Here is a 23,299-nt window from a genome sequence, read left to right as displayed (position 1 = left end):
GAAAGCCCGCTTTCCCTATCTCCGAATCCCAACGTTCAACCCGCGGCGCACACCATCCTCGGTTCCGGGTCGTGCGCGCCGCGGGCCATTCACAACTCACAGGAGTCTGAACATCGCCCTGAACTTGTGAATTCACAAAGTTATCCACAGGGCGTTGCTGTGTCGACGTGAAGTTTATCCACAAGACAATCATTGTGCTGTGGATAACCCTCAGTGGCCAAATTACCTGCTTTGACCTCGTCTTTTACCGCTCTAACCGGATAAGCCTCAACGTTTAATTGAGGCTTATCCACAGCGGTGGTGAGAGTTTTCCTGTGAAGTTGTGGTGATAAAGCTTTCTTACCCTGCCGCGCCGCCGACTGTCTAGAAGACGGTCCCGCCGCTGGGGCGGTGTTAGCGGTGTGCGGGAAAGCACGTTCGATACCCCCACCGGTCCCGTGCAGGCTACGTCGGCGTGTCGGGTCTGACCTGCGGAAAAACACACTGTTGTAATTTCGGGGGTGAACGAATTTCGGGTCAACTACCCCCGCGCGTCGATTTGGCCGGTGCGACGCTGATCACGTATCCTGGCATGGTCTGTCGCACTCTAGTGACCATTGTGATTCGCGAGAATCCGCAGGGACCTGGTTGTGCGTGAGAGCATCATCAGCGCCGAGCACCGGGCCGCCGATACTGGCGAGTCAGCGCAGATAATGCATGCCACCAGCGGATTCGCTGTAAGAGCATCTCACTTACATATTTTGAACATGGCTGCCTCTTCCCGGGAAGGCGCACGCGCCGCAAGGTTCGGCGTGCGCCGCTGGCCGCCGCATAGATTGCAAGGAGTACCCCGCCATGTCTAAGCGGACTTTCCAGCCGAATAACCGTCGTCGTGCCCGCAAGCACGGCTTCCGTACCCGCATGAACACCCGTGCCGGCCGCGCCATCGTTTCCGCGCGTCGCCGCAAGGGCCGTTCCAAGCTCACTGCCTAGCTTTTCTAGGCTCATCTGAGCGCTGTGCTGCCCCGCGCCCATAAGCTCACCTCGTCCGCGGAATTCCGCAGGGTGATCTCTCAAGGCGGGCGCGCAGGCACCCGCACCCTCGTGGTGCACTATTACACCCGAACCGAGACCGTGATTTCCGGCGGTCCCCGGTTCGGGTTAATTGTGTCTAAGCAGGTGGGCAACGCCGTCGCCCGCCACCGTCTGTCGCGCCAGTTGCGGCATGTGTGCATGGAGGTCGCCGAGCACCTCGACCGGGAGGTGGACATCGTCGTCCGTGCCCTTCCGGCAAGTGCTGACGCGACAAGCGCTCAGCTGCTCAAGGACATGGAATCGGGAATTGAGCGTGCCCGCAAGAAAGCGGCCGCGCGTTCATGACCGGTCACGAGCACGCCCGGTATTTCAACACCGACGGCGAGCGCATTCCCGCACCCAGTGGGCCCGTCGGCCGTTTGATGGTGCGGTGCGTGCGGCTTTACCAAAAACTTTTCTCACCCCTTAAGATGGGATCGACGTGCCGCTTTGAGCCGACGTGCAGCGCGTATGCGCTCGAAGCGGTGTCCCGGCATGGAGCGGCCCGCGGTGGCCTTCTCGCTCTTGCGCGTTTAGCCAAGTGCGGGCCCTGGCATCCCGGCGGCTACGACCCCGTACCTATGAACAGGAGTTAGACAACCAGTGCTGAATTTCATCTACTGGCCCATCTCAGCCGTCCTGTGGTTCTGGCACAAGATTTTCGGCTATATTTTCTCGCCGGATTCCGGTGCCTCGTGGCTGCTGGCGATCGTGTTCCTCACCTTCACCATCCGTGTCTTCCTGGTCAAGCCGATGGTGAACCAGCTGCGCTCCGGCCGCAAGATGCAGGAACTCCAGCCGAAAATGCAGGAGATTCGCGCTAAATACGCGAAGGACCAGCAGAAGCAGGCGATGGAGATGCAGCGCCTGTACAAGGAAGCCAACATGAACCCGTTGGCCAGCTGCATCGTCCCGCTGGTGCAGATGCCGGTGTTCATCGGTCTGTTCCACGTGCTGCGCTCCTTCAACCGCACCGGTACTGGCGCTGGCGGCCTCGGCATGTCCGTCGAGGAGAACCGCAACACCGCGAACTACATCTTCTCCCCTGAGGATGTGCAGTCTTTCCTGGATGCACGCGTCTTCGGTGTTCCGCTGTCGTCCTACATGTCCATGCCGGAAGAGCAGTTCGCGGCGTTCGCGCCGTCGGACTTCTCCCGCACCGACATCATCATGGTGGCGCTGCCGCTAGTCATCGCCTGTGTGCTGCTGACCCACTTCAACGCGCGCATGTCCATGAGCCGCCAGCGCGAGCGCATGGCCAAGCGCAAGGCGGAGCAGGCTGCTGCCGGCAAGAAGCAGCCGGAAAACGGCATGAATTCGCCGGAAATGATGGAAATGCAGATGAAGACCATGAACGGCATGATGCTGTGGTTCCTCCCGGCAACCCTGCTGTTCACCGGCTTCCTGTGGCACATCGGCCTGCTGACCTACATGCTGTCCAACAACATCTGGACCTTCTTCCAGACCAAGATCGTCTACGCCAAGATGGACAAGGAAGAGGAAGAGGAGGAAGCAGCCAAGCGCGAGGCGAAGCGCGCTTCCGCTCCTGTAGCCGGCGCCCGCACTGTTGACAACCGCTCCAAGAAGCAGCGCGAGCGCGACGCCGCGAAGCAGCGCGCCAACAATAACCACCCGGAGAACGAGCCGGCGGAGCAACCAGAGGCCCAGCCGAAGGACCAAGCGGAAGACAAGGCGGACACCGACTCCAATGTCGGCCTGAAGCCGAAGCCCGGCGCCAAGCCCGATAACCCGAAGAAGGGCAAGAAGAAAAAGGGCAAAAACAAGAACAACAACCAGGGCAAGAAGAAAGGGAATTAAGGCACATGCCTGAGCACATGCCCGAGTGGGAGGTAGCGCCAGCAGCGGCAGCCGAGATCTTCGGTAATCGTCTGCCGCTCGCGCAGGCCTACCACGATTCCCTTGCCACCACCGCCGCTGAGCGCGGTTTCATCGGCCCGAAGGAAGTCTCCCGCCTGTGGAGCCGCCACGTGCTCAACTGCGCGGTCATCGCCGACGCCTTCGACGAGGGTGTGAGCGTCGCGGACATCGGCTCCGGCGCGGGCCTGCCGGGCATCCCCCTAGCCATTGCCCGACCTGATCTCAGCATCACTCTCATCGAGCCGCTGCTGAAGCGCTCGACTTACCTCAGCGAGATCACTGAAAAACTCGGCCTCGATAACGTCACGGTCGTGCGCGGCCGCGCGGAAGAGCAGAAAAAGACGCTTTTCGACGTCACCACCTCCCGCGCAGTCGCCCCCTTAGGAAAGCTCGCCGGCTGGTCCCTTCCCCTCGTGCGGCCGGGCGGTTCGATGACCGCGATGAAGGGCGCGAGCGTAGCAGAAGAACTCGAGCGCGACGCCGCCATGATCACTAAGGCCGGCGGTACCGACGCGGAGATCCTCACCGTCGGCGAGGGTCTGCTGGAGCAGCCCACCACCCTCATTCGCATCGTCCGCGCTGCTTAGCGCGCTAACGGGCGGTCCTGGGTAACGGATGTCAGGGCGCTCTACTAATCTGACAGTGATTGTTATTGACCGTGACGGGAGGCCACGTGGACGACGAGCAGTGGGATGACACCCCGATTGCCGCGGCGGCTCGCCGGGCGGCGCAGATGAATAACGGGCGCTCGACGGTGCCGAAGCCGGAGCAGCCGCGCTTGATCACTGTCGCGAATCAGAAAGGTGGTGTGGGCAAAACCACCACCTCGGTGAACCTGGCCGCATCGCTGGCCAAGCTGGGTCGCAAGGTGCTCGTGGTGGACCTCGATCCGCAGGGCAATGCGTCGACGGCGCTTGGTGCGGGCCACCGCGACGGGGAGACCTCCAGTTACGAGCTCCTCATCGGCGCCGCCGCTGCGGAGGAAGCGCTCCAGCGCTCCGGCGACAACGAGAACCTGTGGTGCATTCCCGCCACCATTGACCTGGCTGGCGCGGAGATTGAGCTGGTCAGCTTGGTGCGCCGCGAGTACCGCTTGGCCGACGCTCTGCGCGGCGAGTTCCTGGAGGAGCAAGGCTTCGACTACGTCTTCGTAGACTGTCCGCCGTCGCTGGGCTTGCTCACCATCAACGCGATGAATGCGGTCGACGAGGTGCTCATCCCGATCCAGTGCGAGTACTACGCCCTGGAGGGTGTGGGCCAGCTGCTGAACAACATCACTATGATCCGCGGCGCCCTGAACCCGAACCTGCACATCTCGGCTGTGCTGCTGACGATGTACGACGCACGCACGAAGCTCTCCGAGCAGGTCGCCGAAGAGGTCCGCGGCCAGTTCGGCGATGTGGTCATGCGCAACATGATCCCGCGCTCGGTGAAGGTGTCGGAGGCGCCCGGCTACGGCCAGACCGTGATCGAGTACGACCCGGGTTCCCGCGGTGCGCTGGCGTACTTCGATGCCGCGCGAGAATTGGCTACCCGCGGCGATTACCAGCCGCACGAGACGACAGGGCCGATCGGTGTGAGCCCCGAGATTTTCGCCCAGCTGGGCGAGGAGGACTAAGAGAGCTATGGCAGAGCAACGCAAGGGCGGCCTAGGCCGTGGGTTGGCGGCGCTGATCCCGTCGAATCCGGACCACCACCAGAAGACGGGCCCGCTGGGCGACGGCGCCGCCGACGTCATCATTGGCGGAACCAAGGGTGCCAGGGATACCGAGGCAGCTGAGGGCGACAAGCCCAAGAAGAAGGTCAAGGGCGCCCCGACGATCCCGGGCGCACCTTCTGTCGGCCGTTCCTCCTCTGTCCCGGCCGCGATGGTGACGGCGGCGAAGCCGAACGATTCCTTCGGCGCGTCCTACCAAGAGATCCCCATCGGGAAGATCTTCCCGAACGCGAAGCAGCCTCGCACCCAATTCGACGAGGACGAGCTTAATGAGCTCATCCACTCCGTCAAGGAATTCGGTCTGCTCCAGCCGATCGTGGTCCGCCCGGCGAACGACGGCTACGAGCTCATCATGGGTGAGCGCCGTTGGCGCGCTGCCTCCAAGGCGGGCCTGAAGCGCATCCCGGCGATCGTGCGCGAGACCTCCGACGAGGACATGCTGCGCGACGCCCTGCTGGAGAATATCCACCGCGTGCAGCTCAATCCGCTCGAAGAGGCAGCCGCGTACCAGCAGCTTCTCGAGGAATTCGGTGTCACCCAGGAGCAGCTCGCCGACCGCCTCGGCCGCTCCCGCCCGGTGATCACCAATTCGATCCGTTTGCTCAACCTGCCCGTCGCCGTCCAGCGCCGCGTCGCCGCCGGTGTGCTCAGCGCCGGCCACGCCCGCGCACTGCTCGGCGTGAAAGTGGGCCCGGAAGCCCAGGAGCAGCTCGCCGACCGCATCGTCGCCGAGGGCCTGTCCGTCCGCGCGACGGAGGAAGCCGTCACCCTGCTCAACCGCCAGGGTGCGCTGCCGGACAAGCCGAAGCGCGAGCCGACGCCGCAGCCCGAATTCCTCACCCAGGCCGCCGACCGCCTCGCCGACGAATGGGACACCAAGGTGTCGGTCACCATGGGCAAGCGCAAGGGCAAGATCGTCGTCGAATTCGGCGACCGCGACGATTTCGAGCGCATCATGTCGCTCATCGAGGGCACGGACTAGGCTGCCACACCATGCCGCTGCGACGAGGGCGTCTGATCCCGCTGCAAGCGGCCAATCTCGCGTATATCCACCGCACCACAGCGCGCAGCGTGTTCTGGGAGTTGGACCCGCTCGGTGACGCGTTCGGCGGCACCGACTCGGACGTCGATAGGGCGGCATGGCTCCTCGCCCTCGCCTACGAGCAGCCCACCGTGGGCTTCTCCATCGCCGACCCGGCCACCAGCACCGGCGCACGGGCGACGTTGCTTATGTGCCCGCCGTCCGCCGCGCCCGGGGCTGCCCGCATGCCCACCGCGCCATTTTCAGCCGACGCATACTGTCTGACCAGCCTGCACATCGATACCGCCGTCGCGGGCATCGGCTGGGAAGCAGTGCTTATCGACGCCGCCGTCGCCGCCCTTTCCTCCCGCTCCCTCCCCGCGGTCGAAGCATTCGGGTTTCGGACTGAGCCAGCCGATAATCCCGTCATTGGACTTATGCCGGTGGAGGTGCTGGAATCAGCGGGCTTTGAAGTGGTGGCGGATCACCCGGAAATTCCGCGCCTGCGCCTGGAGCTCCCGCCGGCGCACGGTTTGCTGACCGAACGGGAGGTCGCGGATTTGCTGGCGGCGGTGATTTAGGCCCGCTCTTGGCGCAGCAGCTCGGTGAACGAGTAGGTGCCGGTGGGCTTGTTGTCCTGTTCGAGCAGGTAGAGGCGCTTGACGGCCACGACGATCGCCTCGGCGATCGCGTCGCGCTGTGTCGGGTCGGTGATGATGGACATATCGTGCGGATTGGTCACGTACCCCAGCACGATTTCGACTGACGGCATTTGCGTCATGCGCAGCAGCTCCCACGTGCGGCCGTGGTTGTAGCAGTTGCCCAGCTGCGTGCGGGCGACGATCTCGCGCTGGATGAAGCCGGAGAGCATCTCGCCCGTCATGGAGGACGCGCCCTGCTCGGAGCCGAAGTAGAACGTAGCTACGCCGTTGGCCTTCTCGTTCTGGTAGCGGTCCAGTTGGAGAGAGACCATCAGATCCGCCTCGAAGCTGTTCGCTAGGTCGGCGCGCGCCTTCGCGGACGGGTTGTCCCCGCGCGGACGCGACATGATGGTCTCCATGCCGGCGGCGATCATGCGTGCCTCGACGCGGGAGGCTAGGTCCCAGAGGATTTCTTCCTCGGTGATCTCGCCGTACGGGCCGTGAATCCGGGTCATATTCTCGACGTCGATATTCGGATCGATGACCACCCGCTTGCCGGTCAGGCGCGGGCCTGCCATGCGGACCACTTCGCGCTCGCGGATCGCCTGGGTGGAACCGCCGGTGATGCGGCGGCCGAGCAGGCTCAGCGCATGCAGAGTCTCCGGGCCGCACACGCCGTCGTCTTGGATGCCGTAATTCAGCTGGTAATTCGTCAGAGCCGCGTGAGTGTCGGGACCGAAGTGGCCGTCAATGCGCCCGGAGTAGAAGCCGAGCTCCTGGAGCTGCTTTTGCAGCTGGCTCACATCGTCGCCGACCAGGATCTGGTTCGGCTGGTAGGACAGCGCACGCGCCCCCAGTGTGTAGGAGGCGTGGCGCAGCTCCCGCAAGGTGATGTTGTCGATCTCGCCCGACGGCAAAATGCCGCGGGACTGCTGGAATGCCTTGAGCGTGGTGCTCAGCTCTTCGTCGAAGTACATCTCCGACTGGGAGAACCGGCGGCGGTTCCACTCCCCCACATCTCCCTCGAAGTCGTCCAGCAACCCCAGACGTGCAAGGGTCGAGCGGACTTCAGCGACGCGCGCGCTGGAGTCGCCCACTCGAAACGGACCTAACACAAGTCACCTTCTTCACACCGAGCCTTGAGGATCGGTTTCATCTTACTGTCCCCGCCGCAGCATAAGTCGAATGCCATGCGTGCGGGGCCCGATGGTTGGACGATGGTTAGAGGTGGCGCTCCAGACGGGAGAGAATCTCCGCCTTCGGGCGCACACTCGTGAACTCGTCGACCTTCTGGCCGTCTTTGTAGATCATCACGGTCGGGATGCTCATGACCTGGAACAGCGCGCCGAGGGTTCGCTCCTTGTCCACGTCGATTTTCGCCACCTTCACTTTGCCGTCCAGGTCCGCCGCGATCTCGTCGAGGATCGGCGAGAGCTTCTTGCACGGGCCGCACCAGTCCGCCCAGAAGTCGACGATGACGGGGATGTCCGAATCGACGACCTCTGACTTGAAGGTGTCCTGGGTGATGTCGATGGGTGTGCTCATGGTCGCTGTGCTCCTGTTCTGTTTCCCTGCTTTTCTAGCCGGTTTTCTAGCTAGCGCGCCGTGCGCAATTGGCTAGTTCAGAATATTTTGGGCCAAAATGTTCTCTGGGGGCGCGAGATGCCCCTGGGCATTTGCTGAGTTTCCCCTACAGCGCTTCCAGGTAGTGCTCGGCGTCGATGGCGGCTCGGCAGCCGGAACCGGCGGCTGTGATGGCCTGGCGGTAGTAGTTGTCCACCAGGTCTCCGGCGGCGAAGACGCCCGGCACAGAAGTCTTCGTGCTCGGGTGCTCGACGGTGACATAGCCCTCGGAGTCGGTGGCGACCTGGCCGCCGAGGAAGCCGGAGCGCGGGTCGTGGCCGATGGCAACGAACAGCGCGGTGGCGTCCAGGGTGGATTCCTGGCCGGTCTGGGTGTCCTTGATGCGCAGGCCGGCGACGCTGCCGCCGTCCTCGAGCACCTCATCGACGACCGCGTTGGTGAGGAACTCGATCTTCTCGTTCTCCTTGGCGCGGTCCAGCATGATCTGGGAGGCGCGGAATTCCTCGCGGCGGTGAATGATGGTCACCTTGGAGCCGAAGCGGGTGAGGAAGGTGGCCTCCTCCATCGCGGAGTCGCCGCCGCCGACGACGGCGATGTGGTGGTCCTTGAAGAAGAAGCCGTCGCAGGTCGCGCAGGTGGACACGCCGCGGCCGGTGAGCTCCTGCTCGCCCGGGATGCCCAGGTGGCGCGGGGCGGCGCCGGTGGCCAGGATGATGGCGCGGGCGTGGAAGACGTCGTCGCCGACGTGCACCTTCTTAATATCGCCGTCCAGCTCGACGCTGTCGACGAGCTCGGCGCGCAGGTCGGCACCGAAACGCTCGGCCTGGGCACGCATCTCCATCATGAGATCCGGGCCCTGGATGCCGTTTTCAAAACCGGGGAAATTCTCCACCTCGGTGGTGTTCATCAGCTCGCCGCCGTACTCGTACCCCTCGAAGACGAGCGGCTTCAGGTCGGCGCGCGCGGTGTATAACGCGGCGGTGTAACCGGCCGGGCCGGAGCCGATCACGATCACGTCGTAAATGGTGTCGCTGTCGGCGTCCGCCCCGCTGCGTTCGGCGGACTCCTTCATCTGCTCGGTGGGGGCGGTCTCCGGGGCGGCCTTGAACCCGCCCAGGGCGTTGGAGGTGGGGAAGGAAGGGATGTTGTTGGACCCAGTGGAGCCGTTCGTGTCAGTCATGGATGCCAGTGTAGTTAACTGCCCAAGCAGTCCGATAATGCCTGGCGAGCGCGGTTCCGGCGCGATTTCACGGTGCCGGGGCGCACGCCCAACTGGGAGGCGGCGGAGTCGATGGAGTACCCGGCGACGTCGATAAGCATGAGTGCCCGTTGCTGCGCGGCCGGAAGCTTCATGAGCGCCTGGCGGAGCGCGAGCAGGCGGTCGAGATTGCCCAGCGGATCGATCGCGAGGTAGCGGTTCGAGTCCTGGTTGAGCTTCTCCGAATCGTCGAGGCTGGCGTGCTGCCGCTTATTCTCCGCGCGTTTCGCGTGGTCGTACCCCGCATTCTGCACGAGCCGGTGGAGCCACGTCGTCAGCGCGGACTCCGCCCGGAATGTGTGCATGTTGCGCGAGGCTTTGAAGAGCGCGTCCTGGACGATATCTTGCGCGTCGTGCTCGTTGCGCGCATACCGCTTTGCGACGGCCATCATCCTTTGCCTGTGCCTTTCCACGATGACGGCGAATGCCTTGTGGTCCCCAGCGACGAACTCTGTGACCAGCGCATTGTCCGGCATGGTCTGCTGTTGCTGCTTCTGCTGCTTCCGCTCCGCCTTCAGGCGGTATGTGCGCGCCAAGCGGCCGTGGCTGTGTTGAATCCCCTGCGTTTGCGTATTCACCTTGTCCCCCCGAACAAGTTCCTGAATGAATCCCCGATATCTGGCTCGAAATATCCAGCCCAATGTGTGCTGCGCAACCCATTGTGCCCTGCCGCGCACGCGGGCGCTCGGCTTCGTTGCGCACTGTAGTGCGCAATTTCTCCGGGGATCGGAGTTTTACCGCACGCGCGTGCCCACGGCGGAGACGCTGCGGATGACAGCGGCGTTGTCCTCTCCCCCGCTGAACGCGACGACGAGCCCGGTCGCGGCGGCGGTGCCGTCGGCGATCTCGATGCTGGTGCGGCCGTCCTTCAGGCTGCCGTCGGTGAGAATGCGCAGGTGGTTGACGTTGGTGGCGTCGGCGGTCGCCTCGTCGACCGCGTAGACGGTGTAGTCCAGCCCCGCGGCGGTGGTGGAGTCGATGTTGATCTCTTCCGGCACGAAGGGCACGCCGTTGTCGGGCGTGAACAGGATCTTCTCCCCCGCCTTGGCGGAGGCGGTGGTGGTGTCCTCGCCGTCGACGAGCGCGGCGAAGTCCGTGGTCCTGTCTTCGCTGGCGTTATCGCCCCACGAGCTGGCGCTGAGCGGGGCGATGATGACCGGGAGCGTGCCGCTGGGAGCGTTCTCGATGCCTTCGGAGACCTGCTCGGCGCCGTCGCGCGCGGATTCGTTGGTGATCGGGGAATCGGCGCGGTCGCTGAATATGCCCACGAGGTAGACGGTCAGCGCAGCGACGAGCACGACCGCTGTGATCGCCACGGCGACGAGCCCGGCGGTGCCCAGCGTGCCGATGCCGCGCTCACCGAAACCGCCCCTCTTCACGGTGTCCTCGGCGATGTGCTGCTCGTCCTGCTCTCGCCGCTGCACGAGCGGCGCGGGCGCGGAGTCCGTGTTCGCGATCTGAGCTAACGACTGCTCAATGGTGCGGTAGTCGGGCTCCTCCTCGCGGGCGGCGGCGGTCAGAGGTGCGAGTGCGTCGGTCTCAGCGGAGCCGGCCAGCAGCTCGAGTGCGAATGCGTAGGCGGACGTGTCGGCCTCAGCGTCGGCGTCGGGCAGGACGGCCGTGAAGGCCAGCACCACGGTGCCGTCGTCGCTGACGCGCATGCGGTTGCGGTTGTCCAGACCGAGCAGCACCCCGTTGTCGCGCGCCTGCGCCATGGCGGTGGTCAGGGGGATCATGGAGGCGGCGACGGCCTCGTCGAGAAGCGTTGCCCCTGAATCGGCGACCGTCTTCAGGTCCGAGCCCGGCACCCAGTCGGCGACAACGACGCAGCCGGTGCGGTAGCGGATCGTCTCCAGCACCGGCGCGACCGCGGGCAGGTTGAGGGCGCTCAGCTGGTTCGTGCGATGGCAGATGCCGGCGGCGTCGATCGCCGCCTGGCGCGGGGTGACCGGTGCCATGGGCGCGGGGCCGCAGGTGTCCACGAATGTAAGAGCCACCATGCGGCCGGTGGCTTGCTCGCGCGCCTGCCAGAAGCGGGCGGAGCTGGACGCGCCGTAGTCGCGCAGGAGTCGGAACCGTCCGTCGGAGACAGCCGCGCCGGGCACGAGGCGCGGGCCGCGCACAACGCCGGCGGACATCGGCGGCGGGACGGGCGAAGTGTTGAAGGTGTCGGAACCGAGGAACTGCGGATCCACGCCGGTGCCTCCTGCGATGTCGTCGGACGGGCTAGTGCGCACGACGCGGCGCAGGCCCGGCACGCGCGCCAGCACCGCGCCGAGGCTCTTCACTTCGGGGAGTTTGGAGAACGACAGGGCGACGCCCGTGGCGATCACGAAGACGACGCCGAGAATGAGGATCTCCAGCAGCAAGCCGAAGGAGTCGCGGCGGCCCATGGCCGCGGCCAGAGCAGGCATGCCGCCCGGGATGAGGCGCAGCAAGAAGCGCGCGAGCATCGCCGCGGCCAAGCCGACGACGCCGGCGGCGGCCGCCGACACGGAGGTGTGCAGGACTGAGCCGAAGCGCAGCGAGCCCAGCTTGCGGTGCAGCAGGAACGCGCCGATCACCGCGCCGGCGATAAAGCCGAAACCGTTGGCCGCGCCGAGCAGCACCACGACCTGGTCGGGGCGCGACGCCACCGTCGGTGCGAGCACGGCCAGCACGACCTTGGTCAGCGTGATGCCCGCGATGATGAAAGTCGGCGTCCACGCTTCCTCGCGGGCGTAGAACACGCGCAGGTGCAGCATCACCAACGCGTACGGGATGAGCGTGAACGCGGAGAAACTCAATGTGAGGCCGAGTGTGCGGGCCTCTTGGTTGGTGAAGTTGCCGTAGCCGAACAGCGCGTTGCCGATGTCGGGGCCCAGCGCCGTCATGAAGATGATGATCGGGATAAGCGCGATGAAGGTCAGCTTCGTGCCCAGCGTCAGGTCGCGGACCACGGCCTCATCGTCGCCGTCGGCCGCGTTGCGCGACAGCCGCGGCATGATCGCCGTCAGCAGGGTCACGCCCACGATGCCGTAGGGCACCTGGAGGAGTTGCCAGTGCTGCATGTAGATCACCGGCGCCGAACCGTCGACGCCTGACGCGATGCGGTTATTGATGATGTAGCCCGCCTGCGAGATCGCCACATACGTGACGATCGCCAGCGCCATCCCGCCGAACTGCTTCAGGCGCTCGTCGATGCCCCACAGGGGCCGCAGGTCGATCTTCAACCGTCGAAGCGCCGGCAGCATGATCAGGCACTGCACCGCCACCCCGAGCGTGGTGCCCAGACCCAGCAGCAGGATGTGCGGGTCGGTGACGCCGGTGTGCTCCTTCGGGTCGAGCTGGCCCGGCAGGATCATGTACAGGGCCATCACGCCGATGGAGACGAGGTTGTTCGCCACCGGCGCCCACGCTCCCGGCCGGAACACCTCCTTCGTGTTCAATATGGCCATGAACAGAGAGAACAGGCCGTAGAACATGATCTGCGGCAGAAGCAGGTAGGCGAACGACGTCGCCTGCACCAGGTTGACGTGCCCGTCTTGGTCCAGCATCAGTTCGGTGAGCAGCGGTGCACCGACCACCGTGATCAGAGTGACCGCGGTCAGCAGCGTGACTGTCAGGGTGAACAGGCGCCGGATGAAGGCCGCGCCGCGGTCTGGATCTTCCTTCTCCGCGCGCACGAGCACCGGCACCACGAGTGCGGTGAGCACCGAGCCGAGCACGATCTCCGTGATCATGTTCGGCAGCGTGTTCGCCGTGTTGAACGCCGACGCCACTGCGCCGCCGAGTGCGGAGGTGATCATCACCGTGCGGATGAAGCCGGTGATGCGCGACATCAGCGTCGCCACCGCCATGGAGCCGGTGGAGCGGACGACGGATTTATCGCTCGTCGTCTTCTGCTCCCCCGTCTTCTCCTCCGTCGTCGGTTCCGCCATACACACTCCAAGTCTTGAGAATCCCGAGTTCGAGAATTCTGGGTCAAGGGTATGTTAGTCCGCCCGCCGCGAATCTCTATCTCGTCGGCGTTTCCCGAACTGCGCGAGAACAGCGAGCACGAACAGTGCCGCCAGCAGCGAGATGAGCACCCAGCTGCTTATCGACGCCCCCGCCGTCTGCACCCCGATCTCCACCGGCTGCGAAATCGCCTGGTTGTGCGGGGTGGCCAGGAACAGCTGCAGGTCGGTGCGCTCCGAGTCCGACGGCAGGTCCGCCGTCATCTGCAGCGTGAGCGAGCCCCGCGCCGGGATGCGGAATTTGGTCGGAGTGTTCAGCTTCGCGCCGTCCGGCCCGTTGTAGAGGATTGTCGCGTCCACCGGCAGCGGTAGACCGTTCTGCGCCACGATGAACAGCGGAGACGACGCGGACGTGCGCGTGTACACATTCCCCGGCGGGATGAGCGCGATCGACGACCGCAGCGCCGCGAGCGTGTCCCGGTCGCTGTTGAGCCGTTCGCGCGTGCGCTTCTCCGCGTCCGTGTAGCCCGCGTACGCCCGCCGCCCGTTCACCGTCAGCGCCGTGAGCAGGTCCGTGCGCAGCGGCAGCGTGTACCCGTACCGCGTCAGCGCGATGGCCTCGTCGTTGGCCAGAAGCGCGGTCAGGTCGTTGATGAAGCGCGCTTGCTGCCCGGAATTCAGCAGCTCGGTGTCCGTGAGCTCGCCCGGGTCGCTTGCAGGAACGCCCAGCGTATCGACGTCTCCCTGCCCCACATCCCCCTGCTTTCCCGCATAATCCTCCAGGGGCATGGGTGTCGCAGTCTTCTCTCCGAACAGCGCCTCCACCGTCGACATCACTGCCGTGGCCGTGGTGGCCTCCCACATTGCTGGCGGGTTCACCAGGGTGGGGTCGAGATCTTCAGCATTTTGAGCAGCAGTGCGCACTGCCGTCGCCGCCGTCAGGTCGCGCGCGGCCACCGAGTCGAGTGTGAAATCGTAGCGCAGGAGCTCGTCCGAGTATCCCGGGGTCTCCGGCAGTGGACCCGTCGCCGCCAATGTGGCCGCCAGCCCGCTGTCGAAGGTCACCGCCGTGATGCCCGGCGTGAGATCGGCGAACCGCTGGTTGGGATCCGTCGTATTCACGGTATTGTCCGCCACCAGCACCCGCACGTCCTCCTGCGGCGCCGGCGCGGCTGCGTCCGCGGCATTGGGCAGCGCCGGGTTGTCCAGGTTGGAGCGCTGCTCCCCTTCGACGCGCCCGCCGGGGGTCTCCGCCTCCTTGGACTGCGCATTCTGCTCGATCTCCCACTGGCTGTGCATGCCCGTGGTGGGAAGATCTGATGTGCTGAGATCCGCCCAGCCCATGCCCGGCGCGGATTCCGGAGTGAGGTAGCCCGCGCCGGGCACCACCACGTTGCGCACCACTGGGGTATCCAGGATCCGCTCGGCGGTGAACGGTCCGCGCTCCAGTGCCTCGCGCATGAGCCAGGTGTCGCCGGTGCGCGCAACCGCGTTCAGGTCGGTATTCGCCCAGGGCAGCGCGACAGCGCAATTGTCCTTCGCGGCGCCACGCAACTTGCCCAGCCATGCGGCGGCATCCTCGGCTCCCGTGCCTTCCTCGGCGCCTTCGCCCGAGTCGTCGCTGCCCCACGAATCGCGCAGGCGTTTCCGGTCCAGTCCCGGTGAGGGCCTGTCGTTGTCCACGGTGTAGCCCTGCGTCATCCGCTCAACGGCGTCGAGGAGCGCCGGGTCGACGGCCAGGCATGTCGAATCGCGCACCCCGTCGTTCTCGGTGGCTTCCGCGTACGTGTCCACGAGCTCGTCGAGGCGCCCGCCCGGGGCGAGCTGTCCGGTCAAGTCCTCCGATTGCAAGATCAGCGGCGGACGGTTCGGCGCCTCCCCCGTCTCCCCCGGCACGATGTCCACCGGCGCAGAGATCGGGAATAGCACGCTCATTCCGGCTGGCTCTGTTGATTCCGCCTCCGGTTCATTCTCAGGCGTATCCCCCATGACTGCCATGTGCCAGCGTTCCGTGTCCAGCGCCACGCCGTCCTGCCCCAGCACCAGCATCATCGGAAAGCTGCTGGTGAACGGCTGCTTCTGCGTGGGGATCGCGACCTTGACCTCGGTCTCCTCCCCCTGCGCCAGTTCCGGGATGTCTACTTCGTCGCCCGCAGAGTGGTACTCGGAGACCGATGCCACACTCGCCGCCCGGGCATCCGCCACCGACCCTGACGCCGGTCCGCGCAGCGGCGCGATAGTCAGCCCGGCGACGTCCGCGTCGGATTCATTCCTGACACGCACGGTGACGGACAGGGGGTTGCCGGAAGGGACAGTGGCCGGGGCGTCGATAAGCGAAAGCGTGATCCCCTGCTGCCCGTCGTCGGGACGGATCTGCGCGTTGACCCATTCGTGCGCGACTGCGGGATCGTTCGGGGTGACGGGGACGGGCTGGGCCGCGCATGAGAGCACCGCCGCGGCGAGCACCGCGGCTGCCCTACGCGTGCGCCGGCCCGTCACCGCGGTGTGGTCCTTCCCGCTTTCTTCTCCGCGCGCGCCAGTTCCGGCATCTTGTCGAAGGCGATGCGCGCCAGTTTGCGCTCGTCCGCGTACGCCAGGTGCTCGATCAGCTCGCTGACCGGCACCCATGCCACCTCGGTGACTTCCGGGTCCTCGTCGTTGAGCACGCCGTCGACATAGCGCAACAGGTTGTGGTGGACCGTCTTGTGGATGCGCACACCGTCCGAGACGAACCAGTAATCGATCACGCCGAGCTCAGCGAACGGCTCCCCCTCGATGCCTGTTTCCTCCCACACCTCGCGGCGCGCGGTGTCCCACTGGTGCTCGTTCGGCTCGACGTGCCCCTTCGGCATGGACCACAGCAAACGTCCGCGCCTGTCAAGGCGCCCGATGAGCGCGACGTAGATCTGCGACATGTCCACGGAACCGTCAGGCGCGACAGCCTCTGCCATGCCTGAAACGACGAGGCCGCCCGCGCTCGTCTCGTCCCGCGTCTCCATATTCTGCGACGCGTACGGGGCGTTCCTGTGCGACGGCTTCCGGTGCTTGTTTCCGCGGTTATTCCGCTGATTACCGCGGTTGCCTCGCTGATTGCTGCGTTGGTTCTTGCTGCCTCCACGGCGGCGGCGACGGCTGTTGTTCTTTTGATCTTGATTCTGGCCCCGAGTATTGCCCTGTTTTCCTTGGGCCTTGTCTTCCTTATTCTCCTGGTTTTCGCGGTTCCCCTGGCTGCCCTGGGCGTGGCTCGACGCGCGCCGGCGGCGTTTGCGCCTGCGCGTGTTGTTCTGCGGGGTTTCGTGAGCCATCTCTTGAATCGTATCGGTCCGTGGTGACCATGTGGTACTTGAGTTGAGCTTATGACTGCTTCGGCTGGTTTGCGTGGGGCTGTAAGGTTGGGCGGGTGACCACCCAGAACAGCAGCGCGACCCCGTCCACCGACCCGGCGGAGCTGTTCGACCTGCCGGAGAAGGGCGATCCAACGGCGTTCATCGCCTTGCTCGCGCGGGCGGAAAGCGCCGTGGGAGAGCTCGCTGACCTGCTTGGGCCGCTCGCCTCCGCGTTCGCGGCCGAGGGCGAGTCGCTGTTTCTCGTCGGCGGTCCGGTGCGCGACGCGATGTTGGGACGCCTCGGCCATGACCTCGACTTCACCACCTCGGCCCGCCCGGAGACGATCAAGGCGATTCTGACCGAGTGGGGCGAGGCCGTGTGGGACACGGGAATTGAATTCGGCACCGTGTCCACCGTGAAGCACGGTCAGCAGGTGGAGGTGACCACGTTCCGCGCCGATCTCTATGACGGTGTGACCCGCAACCCCGAGGTCACCTTCGGCGACACTATCGAGGGTGATCTCGTCCGCCGCGATTTCCGCGCGAATGCCATGGCGATCGAGCTGCTGCCCGCCGACGGCGGCACGTTGTCGCTCGACTTCCACGACCCCGTCGACGGGCTCAAGGACCTGTTAAACCTCACCCTCGACACACCGCAGGCACCCGAGGTGAGCTTCCGCGACGACCCGTTGCGCATGCTGCGCGCCGCCCGGTTCGTTTCCCAGCTGGGTTTCACCGTCAGCCCGCGGGTGAAGCAGGCGATGACGGACATGGCTGCCGAGATCGGCCGCATCACCGTTGAGCGCGTCCAGGCTGAGCTCGACAAACTCATGCTCGGCATCCAGCCGTGGGAAGGCATTGACTTGCTTGTGGAGACGGGCTTGGCCGGGCACATCCTCCCGGAGATCCCCGCGCTGCAGCTCGAGCGCGATGAGCACATGCAGCACAAGGACGTCTACGCCCACTCGCTCACCGTGCTGCGCCAGGCCACCGAGCTCGAGGACGAGGGCCCGGATCTCAAGTTGCGGTGGGCGGCGCTCTTGCACGACATCGGCAAACCGGACACCCGCGATATCAAGCCCGGCGGCGGCGTTTCCTTCCACCACCACGAGGTCGTGGGCGCCAAGCTCACCCGCAAGCGCATGCGCAAGCTGAAGTACCCGAAGCACGTCATCGAGGACGTCGGCCAGCTCGTGTACCTGCACATGCGCTTCCACGGTTTCGGCGAGGGCCAGTGGACTGATTCCGCGGTGCGCCGCTACGTCACGGACGCCGGCGATCTCCTCCCGCGCCTGCACAAGCTCGTGCGCGCCGACTGCACCACGCGCAATCCAAAGAAGGCCGCGCGTCTGCGCCGCACCTACGATGAGCTGGAGCAGCGCATCGCGGACATCTCCGCCAAGGAGGATCTCGCTCGCGTGCGCCCCGACCTTGACGGCAACGAGATCATGCGGATCCTCGACCTCAAACCGGGCCCCGAGGTCGGCAAAGCCTGGAAGTATATGAAGGATCTGCGCCTCGAGCGTGGCGAGCTCGACCACGACGAGGCCGTCGCGGAGCTCAAGGCTTGGTGGGAGAAGGAAAATGGCTGAGTTCTTTTACGCGGACCGCTTATTCACCGCGCTCGAGCGCGAAACGCCAGCTCCAGGCATGCTGCTTGTTTCCGCGCCGGGCATGCTCGCCGATGATTTCGCGCGCACCGTCATTTTGCTTATCGACGTCACCCCCGAAGCCACGTTCGGCGTCGTCCTCAACCGCCGCTCTGAGCTGGCCGTCCACTCGGTTATGCCCGAATGGCTGCCTCACGTGGCGAAGCCGCAGGCGCTCTACGTCGGCGGACCGCTGCGCCCGCAGGCCGCCATTGCCGTCGGCATGACGTCCTCCGGTACTTTCATTGAGGACCACCCCGAACTCACCCGCCTGGCCAACCGCCTCGTCCACGTGAACCTGCAGGCCGAGCCCGAGTCCGTCGAGGGTCTTCTCGAGGGCATGCGCGTCTTCTCCGGGTACGCCGAGTGGGCTCCGGGCCAGCTCGACGAGGAGATCGAGCGCGGCGACTGGTACGTCGCTCCCGCCCTGCCCACCGACGTCATCGCCCCCGCTGCGGCCGACCTGTACAGCGATGTGCTGCGCCGCCAGCCGATGCCCCTGCCCCTCTTCTCGACGTTCCCCGCCGACCTCGAAGACAACTAGCCTCCGCCCATGAGGAACGAGACCCGTAACGAGATCCGCGCCGCCCTCAAAGACCTGTGGGTTGTCGGCCTTGGGCTGATTCCGCTCGGTCTCGCTTTCGGCCTGGTCATGACACAAGCAGGCTTTGCGTGGTGGTGGACCCCGATCTTCTCCATTGTCATCTACGCCGGCTCGATGGAGTTCCTCGCCGTCCAACTCGTCAGCGCCGGCGTGGGCCCGCTGTCCGCCGCAGTCACCGGTTTCATGGTGAATTTCCGCCACATTTTCTACGGCCTCACCTTTCCCCGCCACCGCATTTCGTCGTCCCTCGGCCGCGCGTACTCCACCTACGCGCTTACCGACGAAACCTACGCCGTCATCTCCTCCCTTCCCCTGACCACCCGCTCGACCCTCTCCGGCACCCGCATCCTCACCGTCGAGATTGTCTGCCAGTTGCTCTGGGTCATCCCCGGCATCCTCGGTGCTCTTCTCGGTGTGGTCATCCCGGCGGAGGTCAAAGGCATGGATTTCGCCCTGACCGCCCTTTTTGTGGTGCTCGCCTACGAGTCCTTCACCTCCAACCGCGACTTCTCCCTGCCGCTGGCCGCCACCGCGATCGCCGTTCTTTTCGCCGTGATCGCCCCGTCCTGGCTCCTCATGGCCGCCCTGACCACCTATTTCCTCGTCCTTCTGCTCCGCTACGCGCTCCCCAACGTCGACCGCGCCCTCGAGCTCCGCCCCGCCCGCGAGGAGGGTCGTTAATCATGGGTCTTCCCGAAGGCGTTACCCTCTCGATGGTCGCCGCCGTCCTCATTCCGGTCGGCATCGTGACCGTTCTCCTGCGTGCCCTCCCCTTTTCTTTCCTGCGCCTGCTCAAGGACAGCCCTGTCGTCCAGTTCCTCGGCGCGACCATGCCCGTCGGCGTGATGACTGTCCTCGTTGTCTACACAATGTCTTCTATTTCCCGCGACCCTGACATTCCCCACGGCCTTGCCGCCGCCCTCATCGCTGCCGGGATCACCCTCGCCCTCCATGCTTGGAAACGCCGCGCGGGCCTATCGATCCTCACCGGCACCGCCATTTACATGCTGCTCATCAATCTGGTCCTCTAGGTGCGACCCCCCTTCTTCGGGCTTCTGAAGAGGATTTCGATCCAGGAGCACAAGGACCCAAATCGATTCACCCGCCGCCCAGGCTCTCCCATTCTGTCGGTCGGGGGTTTGGTGCGGGAGGGGTGGGCGTCGATAAGCGAATGCTTGTTTCTCTGCCGGTGAACTTCTTGTGAACGCGCTGCTGGGGCCGCGTGGAGGTCTTATGTTTGCGGTGCTGCAATTCTGCTGAGCAAGGAGTTTTGATGAAGCGTCGCGTCGTCGCTGCTGCCCTGTCCGTCGCACTCGTTGCGGGTGCTGTGCCTGCGCATGCTGGCGTGGAGCGGCCCGTTGATGACCGTAGTTCGATCAAGCCGTTGTTCGAGCTCAGCTCCCCTGCACATAGCTCCGAGCACTCAAGCATGGCGACGAATGAGAAGCTTCGCGAGGAGTGGGCCGAGGCTGCGCGGAAGGGCTTTTTCTCCCCGATCATCGAGTCGATTTACGGCCTAGACATTCCGGATGGTTACGAAGAGCGCATGGCCGCGGAGGACGGGAATGTCGCGCGGTACGACAACAATGGTTCCGCGAATCCGGTGCTCGGTAGCTCCCTGAAGTGGGACATGGCGCGCGGCCAGCAGCTGGGCACGGCGCTGAACTGGTGGATTGCCGCCGGTGTCCTGGCGGGACTGCTCGGAGGCGTTGTTGCGGCTGATCAGGCTGGTCTGATCGCGCTGCCTACTGCTGCTGATGTCGCGCGCCTGCAGAGCGATGCTCAGGCGAATGTCGCGCGTGTGCAGGAGGATGCGCGCGCAGCTTGACGCGTACTTGCCGTAGTTTCGCGGGCCGGTTTGGTGCTTCGCGGGCTGTCTTCTTTCGGGCGGTCTTGCGTCCGTGGTCATTCGAATAGCAAAAGTTATCCACAGGGCTGAGCTGGGGATTCTTCAGCAAAAGCGAACATAAAAGCGAATACACAGTTGTTGTCCAGGTCTATGGTTCACTCCATGTGAAAGAGTGTTCTATACAACCAAACAGAATACTCACTGAAGGCCAACACAATGACTGCAGCGAGACCACCCGAAGATAGAAAGCCCGACAGCCACCCGAAGAATTATCCCGCTGATTCCGACAACAACACGACCAGCACGAACACCGATAAGAAAGGAGCCCGCTCTGAGAAGCAGGCATGCTTCGCCACCGAGAATTTCGACAACGCGGACTGCCGCTCGGCTCTGGCCATTCGCCAGGCGCAGACGGAGATATTCGCCCGCTATTCTGAGCCCGGTGAAGGGTTCTGCTCCACGGACCACGACCGCGAAGTCGTCCAGGTTTGCACTCAGACTGGCATGACGAAACCACAGGTGGACAACGCAATCACCGCGTATATGTGCCTGCGAAATCTGCCCAAGCTCCGCGCTCTTCAGCTCGCGCATTACCGTCTCGACCTCGAGCGCATCAACGCCGTCGCCAATGGCCTCGCCGACTTGGGCCCTAACGTGACGGACGAGGTCTTCGCCGAGTTCGACGACGTGCTCACGGCCCTGTTCACGCCGGAAAAGATGAACCAGCAGCTGCCCACCAAGAAGGCGATCACTCACCGGATCAATTCCATGATCGCGGACTTCGATTCCACGGCCGCGTACGACGAGAAGAAGCGCAAGGACCGCGAAGAGAAGAAGCAGCCTTTCGGCCCCGGTGAAGGCGAGGTTTCGTTCTCCATGCCACCGTCAGGATCCGGGGAACCGGGCAATGCGTACATGAACGTCGGTGGCGACAAGGTGGAAGTCGCCGCGATGCGCGCACAGCTCAACTCGATCGCTCGCGAGCACAGCGTCGACCAGTGGGAAGCACTGCGCCTCCTCATTCTCGGCCAGGTTCAGCCCACCTCGGCCACCATTTACGGCTACGCGCCGATGAAGAATGGCTTGCCCGACCCGTCCAGGGCCGCGTTCCTGCCGGGCTTCGGCTGGACCACTGGCGCAGGCACCGAGGCCTTCCACGAGCTGGCTGACACTATTATCGACCTCGAGGAATACAAGGACCACGCAGTCGCCGGTTATGTCGCGCCCGACAAGATCAAAGCCTACGTCCGCGGACGCGACGGTACCTGCGTCTTTCCCGGTTGCACGCGCTCCGCGTGGAGCTGCCAGCTCGATCACCGCATCCCGTACGACGACGGTGGCCAGACCACCGCCGCGAACCTCTACTGCCTCTGCGCGCACCACCACAACATCAAGACCGATCGCCGCGCGTTCTACGTCCCGGACCCAGTCACCGGCGAAATCATCTGGCTTTTCGACGACGGAACGTACGCCCGCACCGAACCTTCCGGTTTCATTGGCACCCAGGTCTCCCCGACCGCACCGCGCTGGCGCGCATCCACGTCCGACATCGAGCACCGGAAGCGCAAAAAGGCCAATTTTCTCGCAAAAGGGCACACGCTGATCGACGCCTACGAGGCCCACCTCCCCCGCCCCACCAACGACAAAGCTGATTCTGGCCCAGAATCTGGTTCCGAATCGGCAGAGCCCCCGCCCATCACGTACGAAGAGACCCTCGAAGCCATCGCCGAATTGGAGAAGGAATTCAATCTCGAGTTCCCCTTCCGACCCCAGCCACCCGAGGACCAGGAAGAAGAAGAATCGGCGAAAAATGGGCCAGAAAATAGTCCGCAAAATGGAGCAGAAAAGGAGCCGGACGATAGACCCGGAACCCAGGCCCACCGTCGACTCCCGGAGGAACCGCCGTTCTAGAGTTCGCTCACCGTAGCGCACAATTCGGGGTCGGTGATGTAGCCCTGCTCGCAACCCCACTGGGTCTGGAGCTCACCCGAGGACGGGTTCGGATTTCCCTTTTCGTCGTAGCCGTAACCGCATTCAGCTGCACCACCGGAGCATTCCGGTTCGGCAGGAGCGGCAGGTTCGGATGGTTGTTCTGGTTCTTCCTCGACGCCGCAGTTGATGGTGTCGGTGACGACGCTGCCGTCGGAAAGCAGTGCAGCGTTCGCTTCGTAGCACTCCACGAATGTCGGCTCAGATTTCCGCTCGGAAGCCGGTTCGGATTCTGGGGCAGAATCTTTCTCAGACCCCGAAGCCTCTGCCTCGCGGGGGGACGAGCTGCTGGGCTGTTCGCTAGTAGAAGATTCGCTCGAAGTTGTGCTTGCGGTCAGCGAGGGCTCGTCGAGATTGTCCGAAGACTCACCGCAACCCGCAAGCGCTGTGGACGCGAGGAAAATACCGGCCAGAATCTTCGTGGAACGGTGGGCCAGCGACTGCGCCATGTGCTTTTACTTTCGGTCAGGAAGATCGGGGAAGAGAGTCTGCGCTTCGGCCCAGAGACCGTCGAACTCGCCTTGCTCGAGCATGTGGTGTTCAATGTCGTCGAATTGGCCCAGCCTGTCGGGGTGGGGCACGACATCGAGGGGGGTGTTCGCGCTGCCGTGGACCTTCCCGTCGGTGAATGCGCCGACGATGGAGTGGTCCGGTGTGAGCTCGATCATCCGGACCATGCGGCAATTGGTGCGGGTGTTGTCGAGCTCGGCGAGTTCAGCAACGTTGACGAGGCCGGATCCGTCGGGGGCGGTGAAGATCGTCTTTACGAAGAGTGTCATCGGAGATTCTCCC

The 23,299-nt window shown here is 64.6% G+C and carries 23 protein-coding genes; 14 read left to right on the top strand and 9 right to left on the bottom strand.

Annotated features, from left to right (window positions below; genetic code table 11):
- Positions 1 to 834: 834 nt before the first annotated feature.
- The 8 genes from rpmH to CAPP_RS11095 all read left to right on the top strand — a co-directional run bounded on the left by rpmH (position 835) and on the right by CAPP_RS11095 (position 6,250).
- On the top strand, positions 835 to 972 hold the full coding sequence (gene rpmH, locus CAPP_RS11130; RefSeq protein ID WP_076598259.1) for a 50S ribosomal protein L34: 138 nt from the start codon (positions 835 to 837) through the stop codon (positions 970 to 972).
- Positions 973 to 996: 24 nt separating this feature from the next.
- Complete coding sequence (rnpA, locus tag CAPP_RS11125; protein WP_076598260.1) at positions 997 to 1,359, top strand: ribonuclease P protein component; 363 nt, start codon at positions 997 to 999, stop codon at positions 1,357 to 1,359.
- A complete protein-coding gene (gene yidD, locus CAPP_RS11120; protein WP_076598261.1) occupies positions 1,356 to 1,649 on the top strand; it encodes a membrane protein insertion efficiency factor YidD in 294 nt (97 codons plus the stop codon). The genes rnpA and yidD overlap by 4 nt, the downstream gene beginning before the upstream one ends.
- A 7-nt stretch (positions 1,650 to 1,656) precedes the next feature.
- Positions 1,657 to 2,871, top strand: coding sequence for a membrane protein insertase YidC (gene yidC, locus CAPP_RS11115; RefSeq protein ID WP_084560451.1), 1,215 nt, complete (start codon positions 1,657 to 1,659; stop codon positions 2,869 to 2,871).
- A gap of 5 nt (positions 2,872 to 2,876) precedes the next feature.
- Positions 2,877 to 3,518, top strand: a complete 642-nt coding sequence (gene rsmG, locus CAPP_RS11110; protein ID WP_084560452.1) for a 16S rRNA (guanine(527)-N(7))-methyltransferase RsmG — start codon at positions 2,877 to 2,879, stop codon at positions 3,516 to 3,518.
- An 86-nt stretch (positions 3,519 to 3,604) separates the two neighbouring features.
- Positions 3,605 to 4,549 carry a ParA family protein gene (locus CAPP_RS11105; protein WP_076598262.1) on the top strand — a complete coding sequence of 315 codons (945 nt, stop codon included), beginning with the start codon at positions 3,605 to 3,607 and terminating at the stop codon, positions 4,547 to 4,549.
- A gap of 7 nt (positions 4,550 to 4,556) precedes the next feature.
- Positions 4,557 to 5,630 (top strand): ParB/RepB/Spo0J family partition protein, encoded by a 1,074-nt coding sequence (locus CAPP_RS11100; RefSeq protein WP_076598263.1) that lies wholly within the window; start codon positions 4,557 to 4,559, stop codon positions 5,628 to 5,630.
- Between the two features lie 11 nt (positions 5,631 to 5,641).
- Complete coding sequence (locus CAPP_RS11095; protein WP_076598264.1) at positions 5,642 to 6,250, top strand: hypothetical protein; 609 nt, start codon at positions 5,642 to 5,644, stop codon at positions 6,248 to 6,250.
- On the opposite strand, the gene CAPP_RS11090 is transcribed toward CAPP_RS11095, so the two are convergent.
- The 7 genes from CAPP_RS11090 to CAPP_RS11060 form a co-directional block, all read right to left on the bottom strand.
- A complete protein-coding gene (locus tag CAPP_RS11090) occupies positions 6,247 to 7,407 on the bottom strand; it encodes an N-acetylmuramoyl-L-alanine amidase (protein WP_076598265.1) in 1,161 nt (386 codons plus the stop codon). The genes CAPP_RS11095 and CAPP_RS11090 overlap by 4 nt on opposite strands.
- A 124-nt stretch (positions 7,408 to 7,531) precedes the next feature.
- Complete coding sequence (trxA, locus tag CAPP_RS11085) at positions 7,532 to 7,855, bottom strand: thioredoxin (RefSeq protein ID WP_076598266.1); 324 nt, start codon at positions 7,853 to 7,855, stop codon at positions 7,532 to 7,534.
- A gap of 145 nt (positions 7,856 to 8,000) precedes the next feature.
- Complete coding sequence (gene trxB / locus CAPP_RS11080) at positions 8,001 to 8,966, bottom strand: thioredoxin-disulfide reductase (RefSeq protein WP_076598360.1); 966 nt, start codon at positions 8,964 to 8,966, stop codon at positions 8,001 to 8,003.
- A gap of 122 nt (positions 8,967 to 9,088) precedes the next feature.
- Entirely contained in the window at positions 9,089 to 9,688 is a 600-nt protein-coding gene (locus CAPP_RS11075) for a sigma-70 family RNA polymerase sigma factor (RefSeq protein WP_327077539.1), read from the bottom strand.
- A gap of 198 nt (positions 9,689 to 9,886) precedes the next feature.
- Positions 9,887 to 13,072 carry a murein biosynthesis integral membrane protein MurJ gene (gene murJ, locus CAPP_RS11070; protein ID WP_084560453.1) on the bottom strand — a complete coding sequence of 1,062 codons (3,186 nt, stop codon included), beginning with the start codon at positions 13,070 to 13,072 and terminating at the stop codon, positions 9,887 to 9,889.
- Between the two features lie 54 nt (positions 13,073 to 13,126).
- On the bottom strand, positions 13,127 to 15,589 hold the full coding sequence (locus CAPP_RS11065; RefSeq protein WP_076598267.1) for a DUF6049 family protein: 2,463 nt from the start codon (positions 15,587 to 15,589) through the stop codon (positions 13,127 to 13,129).
- Positions 15,586 to 16,395 (bottom strand): NUDIX hydrolase, encoded by an 810-nt coding sequence (locus CAPP_RS11060; RefSeq protein WP_076598268.1) that lies wholly within the window; start codon positions 16,393 to 16,395, stop codon positions 15,586 to 15,588. The genes CAPP_RS11065 and CAPP_RS11060 overlap by 4 nt, the downstream gene beginning before the upstream one ends.
- Positions 16,396 to 16,538: 143 nt before the next feature.
- Between CAPP_RS11060 and CAPP_RS11055 the strand changes: the two genes are divergently transcribed.
- From CAPP_RS11055 to CAPP_RS11030, 6 genes are all read left to right on the top strand, one after another.
- The gene (locus CAPP_RS11055; protein ID WP_076598362.1) at positions 16,539 to 18,008 is read left to right on the top strand and encodes a CCA tRNA nucleotidyltransferase; all 1,470 of its coding nucleotides are present in this window, start codon (positions 16,539 to 16,541) and stop codon (positions 18,006 to 18,008) included.
- On the top strand, positions 18,001 to 18,609 hold the full coding sequence (locus tag CAPP_RS11050; RefSeq protein ID WP_076598269.1) for a YqgE/AlgH family protein: 609 nt from the start codon (positions 18,001 to 18,003) through the stop codon (positions 18,607 to 18,609). The genes CAPP_RS11055 and CAPP_RS11050 overlap by 8 nt, the downstream gene beginning before the upstream one ends.
- Before the next feature lie 9 nt (positions 18,610 to 18,618).
- Entirely contained in the window at positions 18,619 to 19,350 is a 732-nt protein-coding gene (locus CAPP_RS11045; RefSeq protein ID WP_076598270.1) for an AzlC family ABC transporter permease, read from the top strand.
- 2 nt (positions 19,351 to 19,352) lie between these two features.
- A complete protein-coding gene (locus CAPP_RS11040) occupies positions 19,353 to 19,700 on the top strand; it encodes a branched-chain amino acid transporter permease (RefSeq protein ID WP_076598271.1) in 348 nt (115 codons plus the stop codon).
- 242 nt (positions 19,701 to 19,942) lie between these two features.
- Positions 19,943 to 20,497 carry a hypothetical protein gene (locus CAPP_RS11035; protein WP_076598272.1) on the top strand — a complete coding sequence of 185 codons (555 nt, stop codon included), beginning with the start codon at positions 19,943 to 19,945 and terminating at the stop codon, positions 20,495 to 20,497.
- Positions 20,498 to 20,734: 237 nt separating this feature from the next.
- Positions 20,735 to 22,429 carry an HNH endonuclease signature motif containing protein gene (locus tag CAPP_RS11030; RefSeq protein ID WP_084560454.1) on the top strand — a complete coding sequence of 565 codons (1,695 nt, stop codon included), beginning with the start codon at positions 20,735 to 20,737 and terminating at the stop codon, positions 22,427 to 22,429.
- Here CAPP_RS11030 and CAPP_RS11025 read toward each other — a convergent pair.
- Together CAPP_RS11025 and CAPP_RS11020 are read right to left on the bottom strand one after the other, a co-directional pair.
- Positions 22,426 to 22,956, bottom strand: a complete 531-nt coding sequence (locus tag CAPP_RS11025) for a hypothetical protein (RefSeq protein ID WP_076598273.1) — start codon at positions 22,954 to 22,956, stop codon at positions 22,426 to 22,428. The two genes, CAPP_RS11030 and CAPP_RS11025, sit on opposite strands and share 4 nt — an antisense overlap.
- Before the next feature lie 6 nt (positions 22,957 to 22,962).
- Positions 22,963 to 23,286: a hypothetical protein gene (locus tag CAPP_RS11020; RefSeq protein ID WP_076598274.1), complete on the bottom strand. Its 324-nt coding sequence runs from the start codon at positions 23,284 to 23,286 to the stop codon at positions 22,963 to 22,965.
- Between the last annotated feature and the right edge of the window lie 13 nt (positions 23,287 to 23,299).

The organism is Corynebacterium appendicis CIP 107643 (assembly GCF_030408415.1).
Classification (GTDB): Bacteria; Actinomycetota; Actinomycetes; order Mycobacteriales; family Mycobacteriaceae; genus Corynebacterium; species Corynebacterium appendicis.
The sequence above is the reverse complement of the archived record's forward strand: the minus strand, read 5'-3'. Positions and strand labels throughout refer to the sequence as shown.